This window comes from Cellulomonas sp. KU4C, assembly GCF_056868065.1.
Genome location: NZ_CP200322.1, coordinates 1,911,867 through 1,930,900, shown reverse-complemented (window position 1 = coordinate 1,930,900; position 19,034 = coordinate 1,911,867). Strand labels below are relative to the sequence as shown.

General features: G+C 75.5%; 17 protein-coding genes and 2 pseudogenes. 6 read left to right on the top strand and 13 right to left on the bottom strand.

The features are described from left to right. Nucleotides 1–10: 10 nt before the first annotated feature. The 3 genes from guaB to AC1VL8_RS09240 all read right to left on the bottom strand — a co-directional run bounded on the left by guaB (nucleotide 11) and on the right by AC1VL8_RS09240 (nucleotide 3,572). Nucleotides 11–1,540: an IMP dehydrogenase gene (guaB, locus tag AC1VL8_RS09250; protein WP_483074960.1), complete on the bottom strand. Its 1,530-nt coding sequence runs from the start codon at nucleotides 1,538–1,540 to the stop codon at nucleotides 11–13. Nucleotides 1,541–1,607: 67 nt separating this feature from the next. Continuing rightward, a complete protein-coding gene (locus tag AC1VL8_RS09245) occupies nucleotides 1,608–2,294 on the bottom strand; it encodes a response regulator transcription factor (protein ID WP_389226083.1) in 687 nt (228 codons plus the stop codon). A gap of 147 nt (nucleotides 2,295–2,441) precedes the next feature. Then, entirely contained in the window at nucleotides 2,442–3,572 is a 1,131-nt protein-coding gene (locus tag AC1VL8_RS09240) for a MerR family transcriptional regulator (RefSeq protein ID WP_483074959.1), read from the bottom strand. A 339-nt stretch (nucleotides 3,573–3,911) separates the two neighbouring features. Here AC1VL8_RS09240 and AC1VL8_RS09235 point away from each other — a divergent pair, with 339 nt between their 5' ends. Further along, nucleotides 3,912–4,214, top strand: coding sequence for a WhiB family transcriptional regulator (locus AC1VL8_RS09235; RefSeq protein WP_389226077.1), 303 nt, complete (start codon nucleotides 3,912–3,914; stop codon nucleotides 4,212–4,214). Nucleotides 4,215–4,609: 395 nt separating this feature from the next. Here the strand turns inward: AC1VL8_RS09235 and groES are convergent, their stop codons facing one another. After that, the gene (gene groES / locus AC1VL8_RS09230; RefSeq protein ID WP_122149810.1) at nucleotides 4,610–4,906 is read right to left on the bottom strand and encodes a co-chaperone GroES; all 297 of its coding nucleotides are present in this window, start codon (nucleotides 4,904–4,906) and stop codon (nucleotides 4,610–4,612) included. 246 nt (nucleotides 4,907–5,152) lie between these two features. On the opposite strand from groES, the gene AC1VL8_RS09225 reads away from it, so the two are divergent. Both AC1VL8_RS09225 and AC1VL8_RS09220 read left to right on the top strand, forming a co-directional pair. Next, nucleotides 5,153–6,358 carry a class I SAM-dependent methyltransferase gene (locus AC1VL8_RS09225; protein WP_389226074.1) on the top strand — a complete coding sequence of 402 codons (1,206 nt, stop codon included), beginning with the start codon at nucleotides 5,153–5,155 and terminating at the stop codon, nucleotides 6,356–6,358. Then, a pseudogene (locus tag AC1VL8_RS09220) lies at nucleotides 6,355–7,501 on the top strand (glutamate--cysteine ligase). Before AC1VL8_RS09225 ends, AC1VL8_RS09220 begins: the two are co-directional and overlap by 4 nt. On the opposite strand, the gene tsaD reads toward AC1VL8_RS09220, so the two are convergent. Continuing rightward, a complete protein-coding gene (gene tsaD, locus AC1VL8_RS09215; RefSeq protein ID WP_483074958.1) occupies nucleotides 7,498–8,556 on the bottom strand; it encodes a tRNA (adenosine(37)-N6)-threonylcarbamoyltransferase complex transferase subunit TsaD in 1,059 nt (352 codons plus the stop codon). The pseudogene AC1VL8_RS09220 and the gene tsaD overlap by 4 nt on opposite strands. 85 nt (nucleotides 8,557–8,641) lie before the next feature. Between tsaD and AC1VL8_RS09210 the strand changes: the two genes are divergently transcribed. Beyond that, nucleotides 8,642–9,277 carry a malonic semialdehyde reductase gene (locus tag AC1VL8_RS09210; RefSeq protein ID WP_483074957.1) on the top strand — a complete coding sequence of 212 codons (636 nt, stop codon included), beginning with the start codon at nucleotides 8,642–8,644 and terminating at the stop codon, nucleotides 9,275–9,277. A gap of 58 nt (nucleotides 9,278–9,335) precedes the next feature. Here the strand turns inward: AC1VL8_RS09210 and rimI are convergent, their stop codons facing one another. The 6 genes and pseudogenes from rimI to AC1VL8_RS09180 form a co-directional block, all read right to left on the bottom strand. Beyond that, nucleotides 9,336–9,809 carry a ribosomal protein S18-alanine N-acetyltransferase gene (gene rimI, locus AC1VL8_RS09205; protein ID WP_483074956.1) on the bottom strand — a complete coding sequence of 158 codons (474 nt, stop codon included), beginning with the start codon at nucleotides 9,807–9,809 and terminating at the stop codon, nucleotides 9,336–9,338. After that, a complete protein-coding gene (tsaB, locus tag AC1VL8_RS09200; RefSeq protein ID WP_483074955.1) occupies nucleotides 9,806–10,525 on the bottom strand; it encodes a tRNA (adenosine(37)-N6)-threonylcarbamoyltransferase complex dimerization subunit type 1 TsaB in 720 nt (239 codons plus the stop codon). The genes rimI and tsaB overlap by 4 nt, the downstream gene beginning before the upstream one ends. 37 nt (nucleotides 10,526–10,562) lie before the next feature. Then, nucleotides 10,563–11,102 (bottom strand): tRNA (adenosine(37)-N6)-threonylcarbamoyltransferase complex ATPase subunit type 1 TsaE, encoded by a 540-nt coding sequence (gene tsaE / locus AC1VL8_RS09195; RefSeq protein ID WP_483074954.1) that lies wholly within the window; start codon nucleotides 11,100–11,102, stop codon nucleotides 10,563–10,565. Next, nucleotides 11,099–12,266 (bottom strand): annotated as a pseudogene (gene alr / locus AC1VL8_RS09190) (alanine racemase). The gene tsaE and the pseudogene alr overlap by 4 nt, the downstream one beginning before the upstream one ends. Before the next feature lie 26 nt (nucleotides 12,267–12,292). Next, a complete protein-coding gene (locus AC1VL8_RS09185; RefSeq protein ID WP_483076220.1) occupies nucleotides 12,293–12,913 on the bottom strand; it encodes a nucleoside/nucleotide kinase family protein in 621 nt (206 codons plus the stop codon). 100 nt (nucleotides 12,914–13,013) lie between these two features. Beyond that, a complete protein-coding gene (locus tag AC1VL8_RS09180) occupies nucleotides 13,014–14,627 on the bottom strand; it encodes a bifunctional ADP-dependent NAD(P)H-hydrate dehydratase/NAD(P)H-hydrate epimerase (RefSeq protein WP_483074953.1) in 1,614 nt (537 codons plus the stop codon). A 59-nt stretch (nucleotides 14,628–14,686) separates the two neighbouring features. Here AC1VL8_RS09180 and AC1VL8_RS09175 point away from each other — a divergent pair, with 59 nt between their 5' ends. Beyond that, complete coding sequence (locus AC1VL8_RS09175; RefSeq protein WP_483074952.1) at nucleotides 14,687–15,673, top strand: LLM class F420-dependent oxidoreductase; 987 nt, start codon at nucleotides 14,687–14,689, stop codon at nucleotides 15,671–15,673. A gap of 107 nt (nucleotides 15,674–15,780) precedes the next feature. Here the strand turns inward: AC1VL8_RS09175 and AC1VL8_RS09170 are convergent, their stop codons facing one another. Together AC1VL8_RS09170 and glmS are read right to left on the bottom strand one after the other, a co-directional pair. Next, nucleotides 15,781–16,134 carry a holo-ACP synthase gene (locus AC1VL8_RS09170; protein ID WP_389226047.1) on the bottom strand — a complete coding sequence of 118 codons (354 nt, stop codon included), beginning with the start codon at nucleotides 16,132–16,134 and terminating at the stop codon, nucleotides 15,781–15,783. After that, complete coding sequence (gene glmS, locus AC1VL8_RS09165) at nucleotides 16,131–17,987, bottom strand: glutamine--fructose-6-phosphate transaminase (isomerizing) (protein WP_483074951.1); 1,857 nt, start codon at nucleotides 17,985–17,987, stop codon at nucleotides 16,131–16,133. The genes AC1VL8_RS09170 and glmS overlap by 4 nt, the downstream gene beginning before the upstream one ends. A gap of 84 nt (nucleotides 17,988–18,071) precedes the next feature. Between glmS and coaA the strand changes: the two genes are divergently transcribed. Continuing rightward, nucleotides 18,072–19,034, top strand: coding sequence for a type I pantothenate kinase (gene coaA / locus AC1VL8_RS09160; RefSeq protein ID WP_389226041.1), 963 nt, complete (start codon nucleotides 18,072–18,074; stop codon nucleotides 19,032–19,034).

Sequence of the window (19,034 nt, the reverse complement as noted above, 5' to 3'; positions counted from 1 at the left end):
CGCCGACGGGTCAGCGCACCGTGTAGTTCGGCGACTCCGAGATCATCTGCACGTCGTGCGGGTGGCTCTCCTTGAGCCCCGCCGGCGTGATCCGGACGAACTTCCCGCGCTGCTGGAGCTCGGGGACGGTGTGCGCGCCGACGTAGAACATCGACTGGTGCAGGCCGCCGACCAGCTGGTGCGCGACCGCCGAGAGCGGGCCGCGGTACGGCACCTGCCCCTCGATGCCCTCGGTGATGATCTCGTCGTCGGACAGGTCGCCCTGGAAGTAGCGGTCCTTGGAGTAGGACCGGCGGTCGCCGCGGCTCTGCATCGCGCCGAGCGAGGCCATGCCCCGGTAGCGCTTGAACTGCTTGCCGTTGACGAACACCAGGTCACCCGGCGACTCGTCGCAGCCGGCGATCAGGCCGCCGACCATGACGCTGTCCGCGCCCGCGACCAGGGCCTTGGCGATGTCGCCGGAGTACTGCAGGCCGCCGTCGGCGATGACCGGCACCCCCGCCGGCTTCGCGGCGAGCGACGCCTCGTAGACGGCGGTCACCTGCGGGACGCCGACGCCGGCGACCACGCGGGTGGTGCAGATCGAGCCCGGGCCGACGCCGACCTTCACGGCGTCCACGCCCGCGTCGACGAGCGCCTGGGCGCCCGCGCGGGTGGCGATGTTGCCGCCGATCACCTGCACGTGCCGCGTGCCCGGGTCGGACTTGATGCGGCGGACCATGTCGAGCATGAGGCGGGCGTGGCCGTTCGCGGTGTCGACCACGAGCGCGTCCACCCCGGCCTCGACGAGCGCGGTCACGCGGTCCCAGGCGTCCCCGAAGAACCCGACAGCGGCGGCGACGACCAGACGGCCGCTCGCGTCCTTCGTGGCCATCGGGTACTGCTCGGTCTTGACGAAGTCCTTGACGGTGATGAGGCCCTGCAGGCGGCCGGCGTCGTCCACCAGCGGCAGCTTCTCGACCTTGTGCTTGCCGAGCAGCGCGGCGGCGTCGGCGTTGGAGATGCCCACCGGCCCGGTGACGAGCGGCATCGACGTCATCGTGTCGCGCACCCGGCGGGTGGTGAACTCCGACGTCGGCACGAACCGCAGGTCGCGGTTGGTGATGATGCCGAGCAGCCGGCGGTCGTCGTCCACGACCGGCAGGCCGGACACGCGGTACTTGGCGCACAGGGCGTCGAGCTCCGCGAGCGTCGCGTCGGGGCCCACCGTCACCGGGTCGGAGACCATGCCGGACTCGGAGCGCTTCACCAGGTCCACCTGGTGGGCCTGCGCCTCGATCGACAGGTTCCGGTGCAGCACGCCCATGCCGCCCTGGCGGGCGATCGCGATGGCCATGCGCGACTCGGTGACGGTGTCCATCGCGGCGGACACCAGCGGGATCGACAGGGAGATCTCACGCGTGAGCCGGGTCGTGGTGTCGACCTCGCTCGGGATGACGTCCGTCTCGCCCGGGAGCAGGAGGACGTCGTCGTAGGTGAGACCGATGAAGCCGAACGGGTCGGCGGGAGCGGCGGATCCAGGGGTACCCAGGTCGGTCATCCCCCGATGATACGGCGACCCGGCGGGCACCCGGACGTCGCGGAGGGTGACCTCCGCGACTCGACCGTCAGCGGATCAGGCCCCGACGCAGACCGATGGCGACGGCCTGCGCACGGTCGGCGGCACCGAGCTTGCGGAACAGCCGGCGCGCGTGGGTCTTGATGGTGTCCTCGGACAGGAACAGCTCCTGGCCGATCTGGGCGTTGGACCGGCCGTTGCTCATCCCGACCAGGACCTCGACCTCGCGCTTGGTCAGGGAGACCTCGTCGCGCTGGGCGGGCAGCTCCGTGCGGGTGACGACCGGGGTGGGCGCCGTGCCGACGCCGCCGTGGCCGGAGAGCCCGTCGTGCGCGACCGGGCCGCCGGCACCGGAACCGGACGGGCTCGCGGGGCTGGCGAGGATGTGCGCGGCGACCGCCGCGAGCTCGGCGCGGCCGACGTCGGGCGCGAGGTAGCCGCGCGCACCCAGCGCGATGGCCCGGTCCAGGGCGATCTCGTCGCCCGGGACGGCGAGCATGACCACCGTCGACTGCGACGGGACCGCCCGCAGCCGGCGGATCGCCTCGACCGGCCCCGGGGAGGGCAGGTGCGCGTCCAGGAGCACGATGGTCGGCGGCACCCGCCGCGCCAGCGCGATCAGCTCGTCGACCGAGGCCGCAGCGCGGACCGGGGCCAGTGCGGGCACGCCCAGTGCCGTCAGGACGATGCGCTCACGCACCGCCGTCGATCCGTGGCACACCACGACGCCCGCCATCGACCTCCACCTTCCGCATGTGCCACGACCCTGGCGGATCCGGCTTGTCTCCTGTATCGGCCAGATCCGGCCCGACGTTAGCGTGGAGCGGGGGTGGATCCCGGGTGGACCTCAGGTGGACCGCCCGGTGATCAGCGGCGGAACCCGTCAGCCGCACACCGCCCGGACCTCGTGCACGAGTCCGGGGACGGTCCGCACGCGCTGGACCTGCGGCCCGGCGGGGACCGCGGCGGCGGCCTCGTCGGGGACCATGACGAAGACCGGCAGGTCCGGCTGCTGCTCGGCGACCGCCGCCACCAGGCCGAGGTCGGGGGCGGGCAGCTCGCTCGACAGCACGACCGCCGACGGCGTCGTCATGGTCGCGATCTCCAGCAGCCGGTGGCGCCCGGTGGGCCCGGCGACGACGCGCGCGTCCACCCCGGCGTCCGCGAGCGCCCCGGCGAGCACGTGCAGGGACAGCGGGCGGGGCTCACCGGGGGCGGCGAGCAGCAGGACGATCCGCCGGCGCGACGGGTGCCGGGGCACGCGGCCGGACCGCTCGCGCAGCACCGCGAGCGCGGCGGCGACGACGAGGGCGTCGGGCTCGTCGCCGGGCTGCGCGAGCACGGTGCGCGCGGCGATGCCGGTGCGGGCCGGACCGACGAGGTCCTCCCACCACCGGGTCAGGTCGGCGTCGGGGGCGAGCGCGAGCAGCCTCGCGACCTCGCGGGCGTCGGCGCGCAGGGCGGCGTCGATCACGGCGGTGGGCGTCGCCGGGCGGTCGCGGTGGTCGACCGGGCGGGGCGCGGCGGCGGGCTGCGGGACGCCGGTCCAGGCCGGGTCGCCGTCGGGGGTGCCCGGGCCGTGCGCGCCGGACGGGGCGGCACCGGCCGCGTCCGGGCCGGACGTCCCCGTGCCGGACCCCCCGGTGCCGGAGCCCCGCGCGGGCACCTCCGCGTCGGGCACCGCGCTGAGGTGGCGGGCGCGCGAGGCGTCGGCGGTTCCCCCGGCGTCGGCGGGCGTCGAGTCGCGCGCGATCCGCGCGGCGTCGGCGGGCGGGACGCCGTCGAGCGTCAGGGAGCGCATCGTCATCAGCCGGGCGACGTCGGTGGCGCCGTACCGGCGGTGCGCGCCGGCGGTGTGCGCCGAGGGGCCGAGCCCGTAGCGCCGGTCCCAGGTGCGCAGGGTCGCCGGCGCCACGCCGAGCCGACCCGCGACCGCGGCGACCGTGAGCATCGGGCCCGACTCGCCGTCGGTCCCGTCGGCGACGTGCGCGTCGCCGTCCTCGCTGATGTGCATCTCGTCCGTCTCGTCCCCGTGGTCCCGCAGTGATTGTGCCGGGGATCTGGCGCGGTTTCCAGCGGCCGACCCGGGCCGGATCGCGTCAGCCCTGGTCGCGAGGCAGGACCACGCCCGACCCGATCTGCCCGAATCGCTCCACAGGCGTGAACAACCCTGTGCACAACCGCGCCAGAACTCGGTCACGACACGGTCTTGAACAACTGCTGGCGCGGTTGTACTGTCCTCATCAGCAGGGTTCACCGGCTCACCAGGGACTTCGGTCCCGAGTCGCAGCCGGACCCGCACCGAGCACGAGGTACTGACGGCTGACGCCGCCGCACAGATGGAGGACACACCATGGCTGAGATCTCTCGCCTTCCGGGACCCGTCATGGAGCTCTGGGAGTGGCAGTACGAGGGCGCGTGCCGCGACGCCGACCAGGACCTGTTCTTCCACCCCGAGGGCGAGCGCGGCGCGGCCCGCCGCCGTCGGGCCGAGGCCGCCAAGGCGATCTGCGCCGGCTGCCCCGTCATCAACGAGTGCCGCGAGCAGTCGCTCGCCGTCCGCGAGCCGTACGGCGTCTGGGGCGGCCTGTCCGAGGACGAGCGCGCCGCCACCCTGGCCAGCCGCGCCGGCCGCACCCGCGCCGAGGTCGGCTGACCCCACCCGCTTCGCGACGGCCCGCGGTGGGATACCGCCGGCCGTCGCGGACACCCGCAGCCGCGCGCGAGCGCGGCTGACCACGTGGCGACCCCCACGGGCGGTGCGACACCGCCGGCGGTCGCCGTCCACGACGACGAGGCCCCCTCCGCGTGCGGAGGGGGCCTCGTCGTGCGCGCGCACGTCCGCGGCGGCCCGACGGGGCGCCGAGACAGGACCGCCGCGCCGAGACAGGTCCCCGGGCGGACCTGTCTCGGCCAGCCGGTCCTACCTCGGCGTCGCGCCGCACCCCCGCGCGGCGGCCCGGCCGGGCGCACCCGGACGCGACGAGGCCCCCGCCGCCGGAGCGGTGGGGGCCTCGTCGGGCGTCGCCGGCCCTCAGGCCGGCGGGGGCGTCACTTGGTGACGACCGCCAGGATGTCGCGGGCGGAGAGGATGAGGTACTCCTCGCCGTCGTACTTGACCTCGGTGCCGCCGTACTTGCTGTAGATGACCTTGTCACCCACGGCCACGTCCAGCGGGACGCGGTTGCCGTTGTCGTCGATGCGACCCGGGCCCACCGCCAGGACCTCGCCCTCCTGGGGCTTCTCCTTGGCGCTGTCCGGGATGACCAGACCGGAAGCCGTCGTCTGCTCCGCCTCGAGCGTCTTGACGACGATGCGGTCCTCGAGCGGCTTGATGGAGACCGACACAGCGGACCTCCCCTTCGCGTGTGAGTGCTGCCTGATGTCCTTGTCGCCCCGTGTCCACGGCCGACCGTCGTCGCGGGTGCCGGCAGCCGTGCGGTGCGCGGGCACGCCCCGGAGGGAGTGCCCACCAGCACTCTAGGAACCGGTTAGCACTCGGTCAAGGCGAGTGCCAGAAACGTGTCGGTCACGGACGCCCGCCGGCGGGGCCGCGCGGGGCGCTCCGGGCACCCGGCGTGCGAGGATCGCCCGATGGACGCGTCCGGCCTCGCGAAGCTGCTCAGCCCCGAGGGGTGGGCCCTGCTGTCCGCCCTGCCGCCCTACGACGAGCAGCGGGCGATGGCGTTGTCCGAGAAGCTGCGCAAGGAGGGCTTCGATGCCGACCTGGTCGCCGCCGCGCTCACCCAGTCCCGGCTGCGGGCGCGGGCGCACGACAAGCTCGGCGAGTTCGCCGACGCGATGCTGTTCACCCCCGCCGGGCTGGAGCAGGCGACCCGGCTCGTCGTCGCCGCCCAGCACGCGCGCCGCTACCGCTCGGCCGGGCTGCAGCACGTGGCCGACCTCACGTCCGGGATCGGCGCCGACGCGATGGCCTTCGCCGCGATGGGGCTGCGGGTCCTCGCGGTCGACGCCGACGAGACGACGGCCGCGCTGGCGACCGTGAACCTGCGGGCGTTCCCCGAGGCGGTCGTGCGGCACGGCGACGGTCTCGCGCTCGACCTGGCCGCGGAGGGCGTCGACGGCGTCTACGCCGACCCGGCCCGGCGGACGACCGGCGGCAGCCGCGTGCACGACCCCGCCGCGTACTCGCCGCCGCTGGACGCGGTGCTGGCCGTGCGCGAGCGCGTGCCCGCCCTGGGGCTCAAGCTCGGCCCGGGCGTCCCGCACTCCGCGCTGCCCGACGACGCGGAGGCCCAGTGGGTCTCGGTCGACGGCGACGTGGTGGAGCTGGGCCTGTGGTTCGGGCCGCTCGCCCCCGACGGGCCCGGGCGGTCCGCGCTGCTGCTCGGCGCGGGCGGCGGCTCCGCGGTGCTGCGGGCCGGGGACGCCGAGGCGCACGCGCACCCGCCGGTCGGTGCCGTGGGGGCGTACCTGTACGAGCCGGACGGCGCGGTGATCCGGGCCGGGCTGGTCGCGGAGGCCGCCGCCGAGGTGCAGGGCCGCCTCGTGGACCGCACCATCGCCTACGTGACCTCCGACGTGCTCCAGCCGACGCCGTTCGCCACGGCCTACCGGGTGCTCGACCAGCTGCCGTTCGGGCTGAAGCGGCTGCGCGCGTACCTGCGCGAGCGGTCGGTCGGCTCGCTGACGATCAAGAAGCGCGGCACCGCGGTCGTGCCCGAGCAGCTGCGCCGGCAGCTCGACCTGCGGGGCACCACGACGGCGACGATCGTGCTGACCCGGGTCGCCGGGCAGCAGCAGGTGCTGGTGGTCGAGCCCGTGGGCGCCGCCGCGTGACCGCCCCGGCGCGGCTGCCGTTCGCGCGCTCGGAGCGCTCGACGGTCGGCATCGAGTGGAGCTCGCGCTCGTCGACGCGGACTCGGGCGACCTGCGGCAGGTCGCGAGCACGGTCCTCGACGCCGTGCGGCCCGCGGGCGGCGGGGAGCACCCGTCGATCCGGCAGGGCTGCTGCTCAACACCGTGGAGGTCGTGTCCGGGGTGTGCCGGACCGTGGGCGAGGCCGGCGCGGACCTGCAGCGCGCCGTCGACGAGGTCCGCACCGTCACCGACCCGCTGCGCGTCGAGCTGATGAGCGCGGGCACCCACCCGTTCGCGCGGTGGGCCCAGCAGAAGGTCACCGACAAGCAGCGGTACGCGACCCTGATCGACCGGACGCAGTGGTGGGGCCGGCAGATGCTCATCTACGGGGTGCACGTGCACGTCGGGATCGAGGACCGGGACAAGGTGCTGCCGATCTCCCGGGCGCTGCTGACCTGCTTCGCGCACCTGCAGTCGCTGTCCGCGTCGAGCCCGTTCTGGGGCGGCAAGGACACCGGCTACGCGTCCAACCGGGCGCTGATGTTCCAGCAGCTGCCGACCGCGGGGCTGCCGTTCCCTTTCGAGCGCTGGGAGCAGCTCGAGGCGTACGTGGGCGACATGCTGCACACCGGCGTGATCGACGCGTTCGACGAGGTGCGCTGGGACGTGCGGCCGTCGCCGCGGTTCGGCACGATCGAGGCCCGGATCTGCGACGGGTCCCCGAGCCTGCTCGAGGTCACCGCGCTCGCCGCGCTGACGCACTGCCTGGTGGAGCACTTCTCGACGCTGCTGGACCGCGGCGAGCCGCTGCCGACGATCCCGCCGTGGTTCGCGCAGGAGAACAAGTGGCGCTCCGCCCGGTACGGGATGGACGCGATCATCATCACCAACGCCGCGGGCGACGAGGAGCTCGTGACCGACGCCGTGGGCCGGCTGCTGGTCGACCTGGCGCCCGTCGCGGAGCGGCTGGGATGCGCGGCGGAGCTGGACGCGGTGCGCGTGATCCTGCGCAAGGGGGCGTCCTACCAGCGGCAGCGTGCGGTGGCTCGGCGGAACGCGGGCGAGCTGGACGCCGTGGTGGCGTCGCTGGTCGCCGAGATGCGCGCGGGCCGGCCGCTCTAGACCGTGACGGTCTCCAGCGGCATCGTCGAGTCGACCCCGATGCCGAGGTCCGAGGGCGCCAGCCCGCGCCGGACCACCGCCGCACCGAGCGCCGCGATCATCGCGCCGTTGTCGGTGCAGTACCTGATCGGGGGGATCCGCAGGTCGATGCCGGCCTCGGCGCACCGCTGCGCGGCCATGTCCCGCAGCTGGGAGTTCGCGGAGAACCCGCCGCCCACCACGAGGGTGTCGACCCCGTGCCGCCGGCACGCGGCGATCGTCTTGGCGGTCAGCACGTCGGCGACCGCGGCGGCGAACGACGCGGACACGTCGGCGAGCGGGATCTCCTCGCCGGCATCCTCGCGCGCCTCGACCCAGCGCGCCACGGCGGTCTTCAGGCCGGAGAACGAGAAGTCGTACGCGTGCTTCTCCTGGTCCTTCGCGGCGGTCAGGCCCCGCGGGAACCGGATGGCGGTGGGGTCGCCCTCGCGCGCGAGCCGGTCGATGTGCGGGCCGCCGGGGTAGGGCAGGCCGAGGAGCCGGCCGACCTTGTCGAACGCCTCCCCCGCGGCGTCGTCCAGGGTCGACCCGAGCTCGTGCACGCCGGTGACGACGTCGTCGACCAGCAGCAGGCTGGAGTGCCCGCCGGAGACGACGAGCGCCATGACCCGGTCGGGGAACAGCCCGTGCACGAGCTCGTCGACGGCGGCGTGCCCGATGACGTGGTTGACGCCGTACAGCGGCGTGCCGAGCCCGTACGCGAGCGCCTTGGCGGCGGCGGCGCCGACGGTGAGCGAGCCGACCAGACCGGGGCCGGCGGTGACGGCCACCGCGTCGACGTCGGCGAGGGTGACGCCGGCGGTGCCCAGCGCGCGCTCGATGGTCGGGATCATCTGCTCGAGGTGGGCGCGGGACGCGATCTCGGGGATGATCCCGCCGAACCGCGCGTGCTCGTCCATCGACGACGCGACGGCGTCGACCAGCAGCTCGCTGCGGTCGGGGTGGGCGCGGACCAGGGCGACCCCGGTCTCGTCGCAGGACGTCTCGATCCCCAGGACCAGCGGCGCGTCGGACATGGGGCCAGTTTAGGCGGAGCGTCCGTGTGACCCAGTTCACCCAGGCAACCGGAATGCCGTGGGTTGGTTGTGGATTCAACCAGTCATGAGCACCGACACCGTCACGCACGCGCCCCTGGTCCCGGACGAGATCACCGACCTCGTCTTCCGCGCCGCCCGCACCGTCAACACGTTCACCGACGGCGACGTCACCGACGAGCAGGTCCGCGCCGTGTGGGACGTCGTGCGCTGGGGCCCGACCGCGATGAACACGCTGCCGCTGCGCCTGCTGCTGGTCCGCTCCCCCGAGGCCCGCGAGCGCCTGGTCGCGCACATGAACGAGGGCAACAAGGCCAAGACCCTGCGCGCCCCGCTGAGCCTGGTGGTGGCCGCGGACGTCGACTTCCACGAGAACCTGCCCCGCCTCGCCCCGCACATGGCCGGCGTGCGGGAGAACCTCGCCGGCGCCGAGGAGGCGCGGGTGCGGATGTCCCGCGACAACGGGTTCCTCCAGGCCGGTTACCTGATCGTCGGCCTGCGCGCCGCCGGGCTGCACGTCGGGCCGATGACCGGCTTCGACGCCCCCGGGCTGGACGCCGACCTGTTCGCCGGCACCCCGTGGCGCTCGCTCATGGTGCTGAACGTCGGCACCGCCCCCGCGGACCTCGACGGCTTCCCGCTGCCGGCGTCGTACCCGCGCCAGACGCGCCTCGACTTCGAGGACGTCGCGCGCACGCTCTGAGCCCGCACCGACGAGGGGCCCGCACCGGCACCGGTGCGGGCCCCTCGTCGTCGGAGGGTCAGCGGGGCGGGCCCACCGGGCGGCGCATCGTCCACGCGTCGACGTTCTCGGGCTGGTAGTAGCCCTTGCGCCGGCCGAACCGCTCGAACCCGGCGCGCTCGTACAGCCGCAGCGCGGGCTCGTTGTCGACGCGCACCTCGAGCAGCACGTCCCCGGCCCGCAGCTCGCGCGCGTGGTCCAGCAGCGCGTCGAGCAGGAGCCGGCCGATCCCCCGGCCCTGCGCGTCCGGTCGGGTGCCGACCGTCATCACCTGGCCGTCGTACCCGTCGAACCACAGGCCCGCGTAGCCGACCAGCTCGCCCGACGCGCGGTCCTGCGCCCCCACGTACCAGCGCCCCGGGCCGTCCAGCTCCTCCGCGAGCGCGGCCCGCGACCAGGCGCCCGCGCCGAACAGCGTCCGCTCCAGGTCCTCCAGCGCGTCGAGGTCGGCGGCCACCAGGGGACGGAGCAGGACGTCGGCGGGCTCCGTCATGCCCGCGCGCGCTTCGCCGGGGCCGGCGGCACCGCGTCGGGCCGGCGCAGGTAGAGCGGCTCGGTCGGCAGCACCACGCCGTCGCCCGCCACCGCCAGCCGCGCGAGCGCGACCCGCGCCAGGTCAGCAGGGTCGACCTCGGTCGGCGTGCCGGGGGTCGCGGGCAGCAGCTCCGGGTAGAGCGCGGCCCCCGGCCCGACGACCAACAGCTCGTCCAGGCCCGCGGCCGCGACCGCCTCGGGGGTGTCCACCCCGGGACCGTCGACCGGCTCGACCGTCGGCAGCGTCGCGGCGCCCACCACCGCGCGGTACCGCGCGTGGTAGACCTCCTTGCGCCGGGCGTCCGTCACCACCAGCACCTCGCGACCCGCCAGGTCGGGTCCCGCGCCCGACAGCCCCGCGTCGACCGTCGCCAGCGCGAGCGCGTCCAGCGACGACACCCCGTGCACGGGGATGCCGAGCGCCAGACCGAGCGTGCGCGCCGTGACCAGCCCGACCCGCAGGCCCGTGAACGGCGCCGGGCCGGTCCCGACCACCACGGCGGTCAGGTCCCGGCGGTCGACGCCCGCCTCGGCCAGGACGGCGTCGAGCAAGGGCGTCAGCGCCTCGGCGTGCCGACGCGTCTGCCCCGAGGAGCGGGTCGCGAGGGTGCGGCCGGAGTCGTCGACGACGGCGGCGGACGCGGCGGCGGAGGTGTCGAGCGCGAGGACGGGCACCGGTGGGGTTCCTTCCGGAGGGTGGGGGGTCGTGGGGTCAGGCCGGCAGCGCGACGCCGCGCCACCGCTCGCCGTGGGCGCGGACGGTGACGGTGCGGACGCCGGCGGCGGCGTCCTCGGGGTCGGCACCCGGGTCGCCCGCGCCGGCGCCGCGCGGGCGGCGCAGGGCGATCTCGAGGCGGTCGTCGGCCAGCGACTCGACCAGCCCGGCGCCCCACTCGACGACGGTCACCGACTCCTCGAGGGAGGTGTCCAGGTCGAGCGCGTCGACCTCGTCCAGCGAACCGAGCCGGTACGCGTCGACGTGCACCAGCGCGGGACCCGTCGAGCCGTCCTCGCGGGGCAGCGGCGGGTGCACGCGCGCGATCACGAACGTCGGCGACGCGACCGCCCCCCGCACGTGCAGGCCCGCGCCGAGGCCCTGGGTCAGCGTGGTCTTGCCCGCGCCGAGGTCGCCGGTGAGCACCACCAGGTCCCCCGCGCGCAGCAGCCCCGCGAGCGCCGTGCCGAACGCGCGCGTCGCGTCCGCGTCCGTCAGCTCGACCGTCACCTCGGCCACCGTCGTCGTCCCGCTCACGACACCTCCCGCTCGTCCTGCTCGCTGTCCACGTGCACGCGCGGCACCCGGGCGCCGAGCCGCGTCACGATCTCGTAGCTGATGGTCCCCGCCGCCTCGGCCCAGTCCTGGGCGGTCGGCCCGCCGTCGGCGCCGGTGCCGAACAGCACCACGCGGTCGCCGGCCCGCTCGGTCGCGCCGGGGCCGAGGTCCACCATCACCTGGTCCATGCAGACCCGCCCGGCGATCGCCAGGCGTCGGTCGCCGACGCCCAGCGGCGCACCGGGGCGACCGTCCTCGCCGGACGCGTGCCGGGGCACCCCGTCCGCGTAGCCGAGGGGGACGACTCCGACGGTCGTCGCGCGGTCCGTGACGTAGTGGTGCCCGTAGGACATCCCGTGCCCCGAGGGCAGCCGCTTGACCGTCGCGAGCTCCGCCTCGACCGTCATCGCCGGCACCAGCCCGAACCGGTCCGGTCCGCCGAGCTTGCGGCACCGGGGTCAGCCCGTAGAGGGCGATGCCGGGCCGCACGAGGTCCAGGTGCAGCTCCGGGTCCGTGAGCGTCGTCGCCGATGCCGCGATGTGCCGCACCTCCAGGCGGGCGCCGCGGGCCGTCGCGTCGTCGGCCGCGGCCCGGAGCAGGTCGCCCTGCGCGTGCAGGCTCGGGTGGCCGGGCTCGTCGGCGAACGCCAGGTGCGACCACATCCCGACCAGCCGCACGACGCCCTCGGCCTCGAGGCGCAGGGCCGCGTCCAGCACCGCGGGCAGGTCCGCCGGGGGGATGCCGTTGCGGCCGAGGCCGGTGTCGACCTTCACGTGGATCCGCGCGGTCCGGCCGGTGGCGCGCGCGGCGGCGGCCACCTCGTCCAGCGCCCACGGCGCGGACACGGACAGGTCGACGTCGGCGGCGACCGCCTCGGCCAGCGGCGCGCCGGGCGCGTACAGCCAGGTCAGGACGCGCGCGGAGATCCCGCCCGCGCGCAGGGCCAGCGCCTCGGACAGCTGCGCGACGCCGAGCCAGGTCGCGCCGCCCTCGACGGCCGCCCGGGCGACCGGCAGCAGCCCGTGCCCGTACGCGTCGGCCTTGACCACGGCCATGAGCTGCGACGACGGGGCGAGGTCGCCGAGGACCCGCGCGTTGGCGCGCACGGCACCGAGGTCGACGACCGCCCGCGCGGGGAACATGCTCACCGGACCAGTCTCCCACCGGCTCAGGGGACCTCGACCACCAGGTCCGCACGGGCGCGGGTGCCGGCGACCAGGTCCGCGTTGCGCTGGTCCGGCCCGTGGGTCCAGGCCGTCGCCGCGTCCGCGGACTTCCCGAAGAGCCGGTGCCGGGCCACCAGCCGCTCGGCCCGCACCTCCTCGGGGAGCTCGACGTACCAGCACGCGTCGAGCAGGTCCCGCACCGGGGCGAACCCGTGGTCGTCCAGCAGCAGGTAGTTCCCCTCGGTGACCACCAGCGGCACGTCGGCGGGCACCGCGATCGCCCCCGCGACGCCGTTGCGCAGGTCCCGGCGGTACTCGGGCGCGTACACGGTCTGGCCGGGCGCCGGCTCCCGCAGCCGCCGCAGCAGCGCCACGTACCCGGCCGCGTCGAACGTGTCCGGGGCGCCCTTGCGGTCCGCGCGGCCGATCCGCTCGAGCTCGGTCTGCGCGAGGTGGAACCCGTCCATCGGCACGACGACGCACCGGTCCGCGAACGCCGCGCGCAGCCGGGCGGACAGCGTCGACTTCCCCGCACCGGGCGGGCCCGTCACGCCGAGCAGCCGGCGCCGTGGCACGCCGTCCGCGGTGGTGCTCGCCAGCAGCGCCTCCACCCGCCGGCGCAGGTCGTCCGGCAGGGGCGCGAGCGCGGCGTCCGGCAGCGGGGCGTGCGCGGCGTCCGGCAGCGGGGCGGGCGCGGCGTCCGGCACCGGTCCCCCGACCGGCTCAGCCACGGAGCACCGCGGCCACCGTCGCCGGCACCGCGTGCGCGACCGCGAGCGCCGACACCGGACCGCCCGGCACGGCCTCGGCGGCGGCCCGCCCGTGCACGAGCGCGGCGGCGGCCGCGAGGGCGGCGGCGAGCGGCGGGTCCTCCAGCACCTGCGCCGCCCGGCCCGCGAGCAGGGTGCCGAGCACCCCGGCGAGCACGTCCCCCGCCCCGGCGGTCGCGAGCCAGCCGGGGGCGTCCGCCTGCGCGTACACCGCGCCGCCGGCCCCGACGACGACGGTCGTGCTGCCCTTGAGCAGCACGGTGGCGCCGGTGAGGTCGTGGGCGCGGCGGGCCCAGCGCAGCGGCTCCGCCTCGACGGCCGCCCGGTCCACGTCCTCGCCCCACCGGGCCAGCAGCGCCGCGAGCTCGCCGGCGTGCGGGGTCAGCACGCACCACGGCGCCAGCTCCCGCGGCGCGAGGGTCAGCGCGCCGGCGTCCAGGACCGTGGGCAGCCCGCCCGCGAGCGCCTCGTCCAGTGCCCGGCGCACCCGCCGGGCCTGCTTCGGGTGCGCCGGGTCCACGCCCGGTCCGAGCAGCCACGCCTGCACCCGCCCACGCGCGGCGACCACCTCGGGGCGCGCGGCGAGCACCGACCGGGTCACCGATCCCGGGCCGAGGTACCGGACCATGCCCGCCCCCGCCAGCACCGCGGCCGACGTCGTCAGCACGGCCGCGCCCGGGTAGGCGGGCGTCCCGGCGACCACGCCGAGCACCCCGCGGCTGTACTTGTGGTCCTCGGGGCCCGGCACCGGCCACAGCCCCGCGACGTCCGCCGGGGCCAGCCGCGCCACCGCGGGCCGCTCCGGCAGCGGCAGCCCCAGGTCGACCACCTCGAGCCGGCCGGTGCGGCGCGACGCGGGCGGCAGCAGCAGGCCCGGCTTCGCGGCACCGAACGTCACGGTGAGCCCGGCCGGCAGCACCGGGGCGTCCGGCAGCGCGCCGTCGTCCACGCCGATGCCGCTGGGCACGTCGACCGCCACGACCAGCGGCCCGGCCGCGCCGCCCGCGGGGGCGTCCTCGTCGTCCAGCAGGTCCGCCAGCAGCCCGACGAGCAACCCCGCCACGCCGCGGGCGGCCCCGCGACCGCCGATGCCCAGCAGCCCGTCGAGCACCGCGTCCGCCGCGTAGGCCTCCGCGACCGCGTCGCCCAGCCACACCGGCGGCAGCCCGTCGCCGCCCGCCGCACCACCCGCGACCACGCCGGAGGCACCGTCCGCCGGGTCGACCGCCCGGACGGCCCGGCCACCCGCGGCCCGCAGCGCGGCGAGCCCCTTGGCGTGCGGGGCGTCCGTCGTGCACACCGCGAGCACCTGCACCCCGCGGCGCGCCAGCAGCGCCCCCGCGTGCAGCGCGTCGCCGCCGTTGTTGCCGGACCCGACCAGCACGACGACGGTCGCCCCCTGCACGCCGCCGCGCGCGCCGCCGGGCTCCCCGCCGCGGCGCTCGGCCACCTCCCGCAGCACGTGCGTCGCCAGGGCCGAGGCCGCCTGCTGCATCAGCGGGACGTCCTGCGCGAGCAGCGGCTCCTCCGCCGCGCGGACCTCTGCTGCCGTGTACCCGAGGATCATCCGCCCATCCTGGCCGAGGTCGTCGGGACGCGCGCGCGGCGTGGGGCTAGGTTCGGGCCATGCGCTTCGGACTCTTCATCCCCCAGGGCTGGCGGCAGGACCTCACCGGCATCGAGACCCGCGACCACTGGTCCGTCATGAACGGGCTCGCCCAGCACGCCGACACGGGCGACACGTTCGACTCGATCTGGGTCTACGACCACTTCCACGCCGTCCCCGAGCCCAACGGCGAGGCGACGCACGAGGCGTGGAGCCTGGTGAACGCGTACGCGGCGACGACCAGCCGCGTCCTGCTGGGCCAGATGTGCACGTGCATGGCGTACCGGAACCCCGCCTACCTCGCGAAGGTCGCGGCCACGGCCGACGTCATCTCCGGCGGCCGCGTGCAGATGGGCATCGGCGCCGGCTGGTACGAGCACGAGTGGCGGGCGTACGGCTACGGGTTCCCGCGGGCCGGCGAGCGGATCGCGATGCTCGACGAGGGCGTCCAGATCATGAAGCAGCTGTGGACGAACGGCGTCGCGACGCACCACGGCACCCACTACCAGGTCGACGGCGCCCAGCTCGCCCCGCTGCCGCTGCAGGTCGACGGCCCCCCGCTGTGGATCGCGGGCGGCGGCGAGCGCAAGACCCTGCGGATCGCCGCGGAGCACGCGCAGTACACGAACTTCGACGGGACGCCCGAGGGCTTCGCCCACAAGTCCGCGGTGCTGCGGCAGCACTGCGCCGACCTCGGCCGGGACTTCGGCGAGATCACCCGCTCGGCCAACTACAACGTGGTGATCGGGGCGACCGAGGCGGAGGTCGACGACCGGATCGCGTGGATCGAGGAGCACTACGCCCGCACCGTCCCCGACAAGGCCCCGGGCATCGCCGAGGACTTCCGGCGCGGCCCGCTCGTCGGCACCCCGGAGCAGGTCGTGGCGAAGCTGACCGAGCTGCGCGACCTGGGCATGACCTACGCGATCACCTACTTCGCGGAGGCCGCCTACGACCGCAGCGGCATCGAGCTCTTCGAGCGCGAGGTGGCCCCGGCCCTCCGCTGACCCCTGCTCGCTGCCCCGGGATGCGAGGGCGGTACCGACACCACGAGGGCGTACTCCGCGGAGTACGCCCTCGTGGTGTCTCGTGCGCCCTCGCGGGGTGTGGGGGGTCAGGCGGATTCGGCGACGACCATGGCGGAGGCGATGCCCGCGTCGTGGCTCAGGGAGAGGTGGAAGCGCGTCACGCCCAGGGCCGCGGCGCGGGCCGCGACCGTGCCGACCACCTCGACCACGGGCTGCTCGCCACGGACCCGGCGCACGGTGGCGTCCTGCCACGACATCCCGGCGGGTGCGCCGAGCGCCTTCGCGATGGCCTCCTTGGCGGCGAACCGCGCGGCGAGCGACGCCGGCGGCAGGTCCCGCTCCTCGGGGGTGAACAGCCGCTCCCGGAGCGCGGGCACCCGCTCGACGGTCGCCAGGAACCGGGCGACGTCGACCACGTCGACCCCGACGCCGACGATCACTCGACGGTGACGGACTTCGCGAGGTTCCGCGGCTGGTCGACGTCCAGGCCGCGGGCCGTCGCGAGCTCGCAGGCGAAGATCTGCAGCGGCACCACGGACAGCAGCGGCGCGAGCAGGGTCGGGCTCTGCGGGACGTAGAACACCTCGTCGGCGTACGCGCGCACCGCCTCGTCGCCGTCCTCCGCGATCACGAGCGTCCGGGCCCCGCGGGCGCGGATCTCCTGGATGTTGGAGACGACCTTCGAGTGCAGCGAGTCGCGGCCCCGGGGGCTCGGCACGATGACGAACACCGGCTGGCCCGGCTCGATCAGCGCGATCGGGCCGTGCTCGAGCTCGCCGGCCGCGAAGCCCTCCGCGTGGATGTACGCGATCTCCTTGAGCTTCAGCGCGCCCTCGAGCGCCACCGGGAACCCGACGTGCCGGCCGAGGAACAGCACCGAGGACGTGTCGGCCATCCAGCGGGCGATCTCGCGCACCCGCCCGGAACGGTCCAGCACCTCCTGGATCTTGCCGGGCATCGCGCGCAGGTCGTCGAGGATCTCGACGATCTCGTCGGAGAACTTGTTGCCGCGCAGCTGCGCCAGGTACAGGCCGAGCAGGTAGGCGGCGGTGATCTGCGCGAGGAACGCCTTGGTCGACGCGACGGCGATCTCCGGGCCGGCGTGCGTGTAGAGCACGGCGTCGGACTCGCGCGGGATGGTCGAGCCGTGGGTGTTGCAGATCGCGAGGACCTTGGCGCCCTGCTCGCGGGCGTGCCGCACGGCCATCAGGGTGTCCATCGTCTCGCCGGACTGCGAGATGGCGACCACCAGGGTGCGGGCGTTGAGGATCGGGTCGCGGTACCGGAACTCGTGCGCGAGCTCGACCTCGACGGGGATCCGGCACCAGTGCTCGATGGCGTACTTGGCGACGTGGCCCGAGTACGCGGCGGTGCCGCAGGCGATGACGATGATCTTGTCGACCGCGCGGAGCACGGCCTCGTCGATCTTCAGGTCGTCGAGCACCAGGCGGCCGTGGGTGTCGGTCCGGCCCAGCAGGGTGTCCTGCACGGCCTGCGGCTGGTCCGCGATCTCCTTCTCCATGAAGGAGCGGAAGCCGCCCTTCTCGGCGGCGGCGGCGTCCCAGTCGATCGTGTACTCGCGGCCCTGCGCGGGGTTGCCGTCGAAGTCGGTGACGGTCACGGACCGCGGCGTGATGACGACGACCTGGTCCTGCGCGAGCTCGAGCGCCCGGCGGGTCTCCGCGATGAACGCGGCCACGTCCGAGCCCAGGTAGTTGGCGCCGTCACCGAGACCGACGACCAGCGGCGAGTCGTGCCGCGCGCCGACGACGGTGTCGGGGTGGTCCTCGTGCACGGCGAGCAGCGTGAACGTGCCGTGCAGGCGGCGCACGACCATCCGCATCGCCTCGCCGAGGTCCTTGACCTCGGCGTAGGCGCGGGACACCAGGTGCGCGACGACCTCGGTGTCGGTCTCCGACAGCAGCACCGCGCCGTCCGCGAGCAGCTCCTCGCGCAGCACGGCGAAGTTCTCGACGATGCCGTTGTGGATCAGCGCGACGCCACCGGCGACGTGCGGGTGCGCGTTGACGTCGGTCGGGCCGCCGTGGGTGGCCCACCGGGTGTGCCCGATGCCCGCGGTCGCGGCGGGCAGCGGCTGCTCGTCGAGCAGCCCGAGCAGGTTGGCGAGCTTGCCGGCCTTCTTGGCGGTCGCGAGGCCGCCGGCCCCGGTCACCAGGGCGACGCCGGCCGAGTCGTACCCGCGGTACTCCAGGCGGCGCAGGCCCTCCAGGACGACGCCGAGCGGCCGCTCGTCCGGCTCATGGTCACCGACATACCCGACGATTCCACACATGGGCGCGAGTCTAGCCGCGCGCGGGGGCGCACCCGGCGCGGACCGTCGTCGGGCGCCCCGCCGCACGTCGTGCAGAATCGACAGGTGCGAGCCACTGACGCCCCCGTGCAGCCGTCGCCCTACGTCGAGCTCGACCGCGAGGACTGGGTCCGGCTCTCGGAGTCGACGCCGCTGCCCCTCACCGACGCGGACGTGACGCGGCTGCGGGGCCTGGGCGACCCCATCGACCTGGCCGAGGTGGACGCGATCTACCGGCCGCTGTCCCGGCTGCTCGACCTGTACGTGACGGCGACCCGTCGGCTGCACGCCGCGTCGTCGACGTTCCTGCGCGAGGACACCCCGCGCACCCCGTTCGTGATCGGCGTCGCCGGGTCGGTGGCCGTCGGGAAGTCGACCACCGCGCGGCTGCTGCGCGAGCTGATGGCGCGCTGGCCCGCCACCCCGAACGTCGCGCTGATGACCACCGACGGGTTCCTGCACCCGAACGCGGAGCTCGAGCGGCGCGGCCTGATGGGCCGCAAGGGGTTCCCCGAGTCGTACGACCGCCGGGCCCTGCTGCAGTTCGTCTCCCGGGTGAAGGCCGGCCACGCCGAGGTGCGGGCCCCGGTGTACGACCACGTGACGTACGACATCGTCCCGGGCGCGGAGGTCGTGGTGCGCCGCCCGGACGTGCTGATCGTCGAGGGCCTGAACGTGCTGCAGCCCGCGCCCGTCGCGGCGGGCGTGTCCGGGCGGTCGAACCTCGCGGTGAGCGACTTCTTCGACTTCTCGATCTACGTCGACGCCCGCACCCAGGACGTGCGGCAGTGGTACGTGGACCGGTTCCTGTCCCTGCGGTCGACGGCGTTCGCGAAGCCGGAGTCGTACTTCCACCGGTACGCCGACCTGTCCGACGAGGAGGCGGTGGCGCGCGCGGAGAGCATCTGGGACGCGATCAACGCACCGAACCTCGTGCAGAACGTCCGGCCGACGCGCAGCCGCGCGACGCTGGTGCTCACCAAGGGCGCCGACCACTCGGTGCGGCGGGCCCGGCTGCGCAAGCTCTGA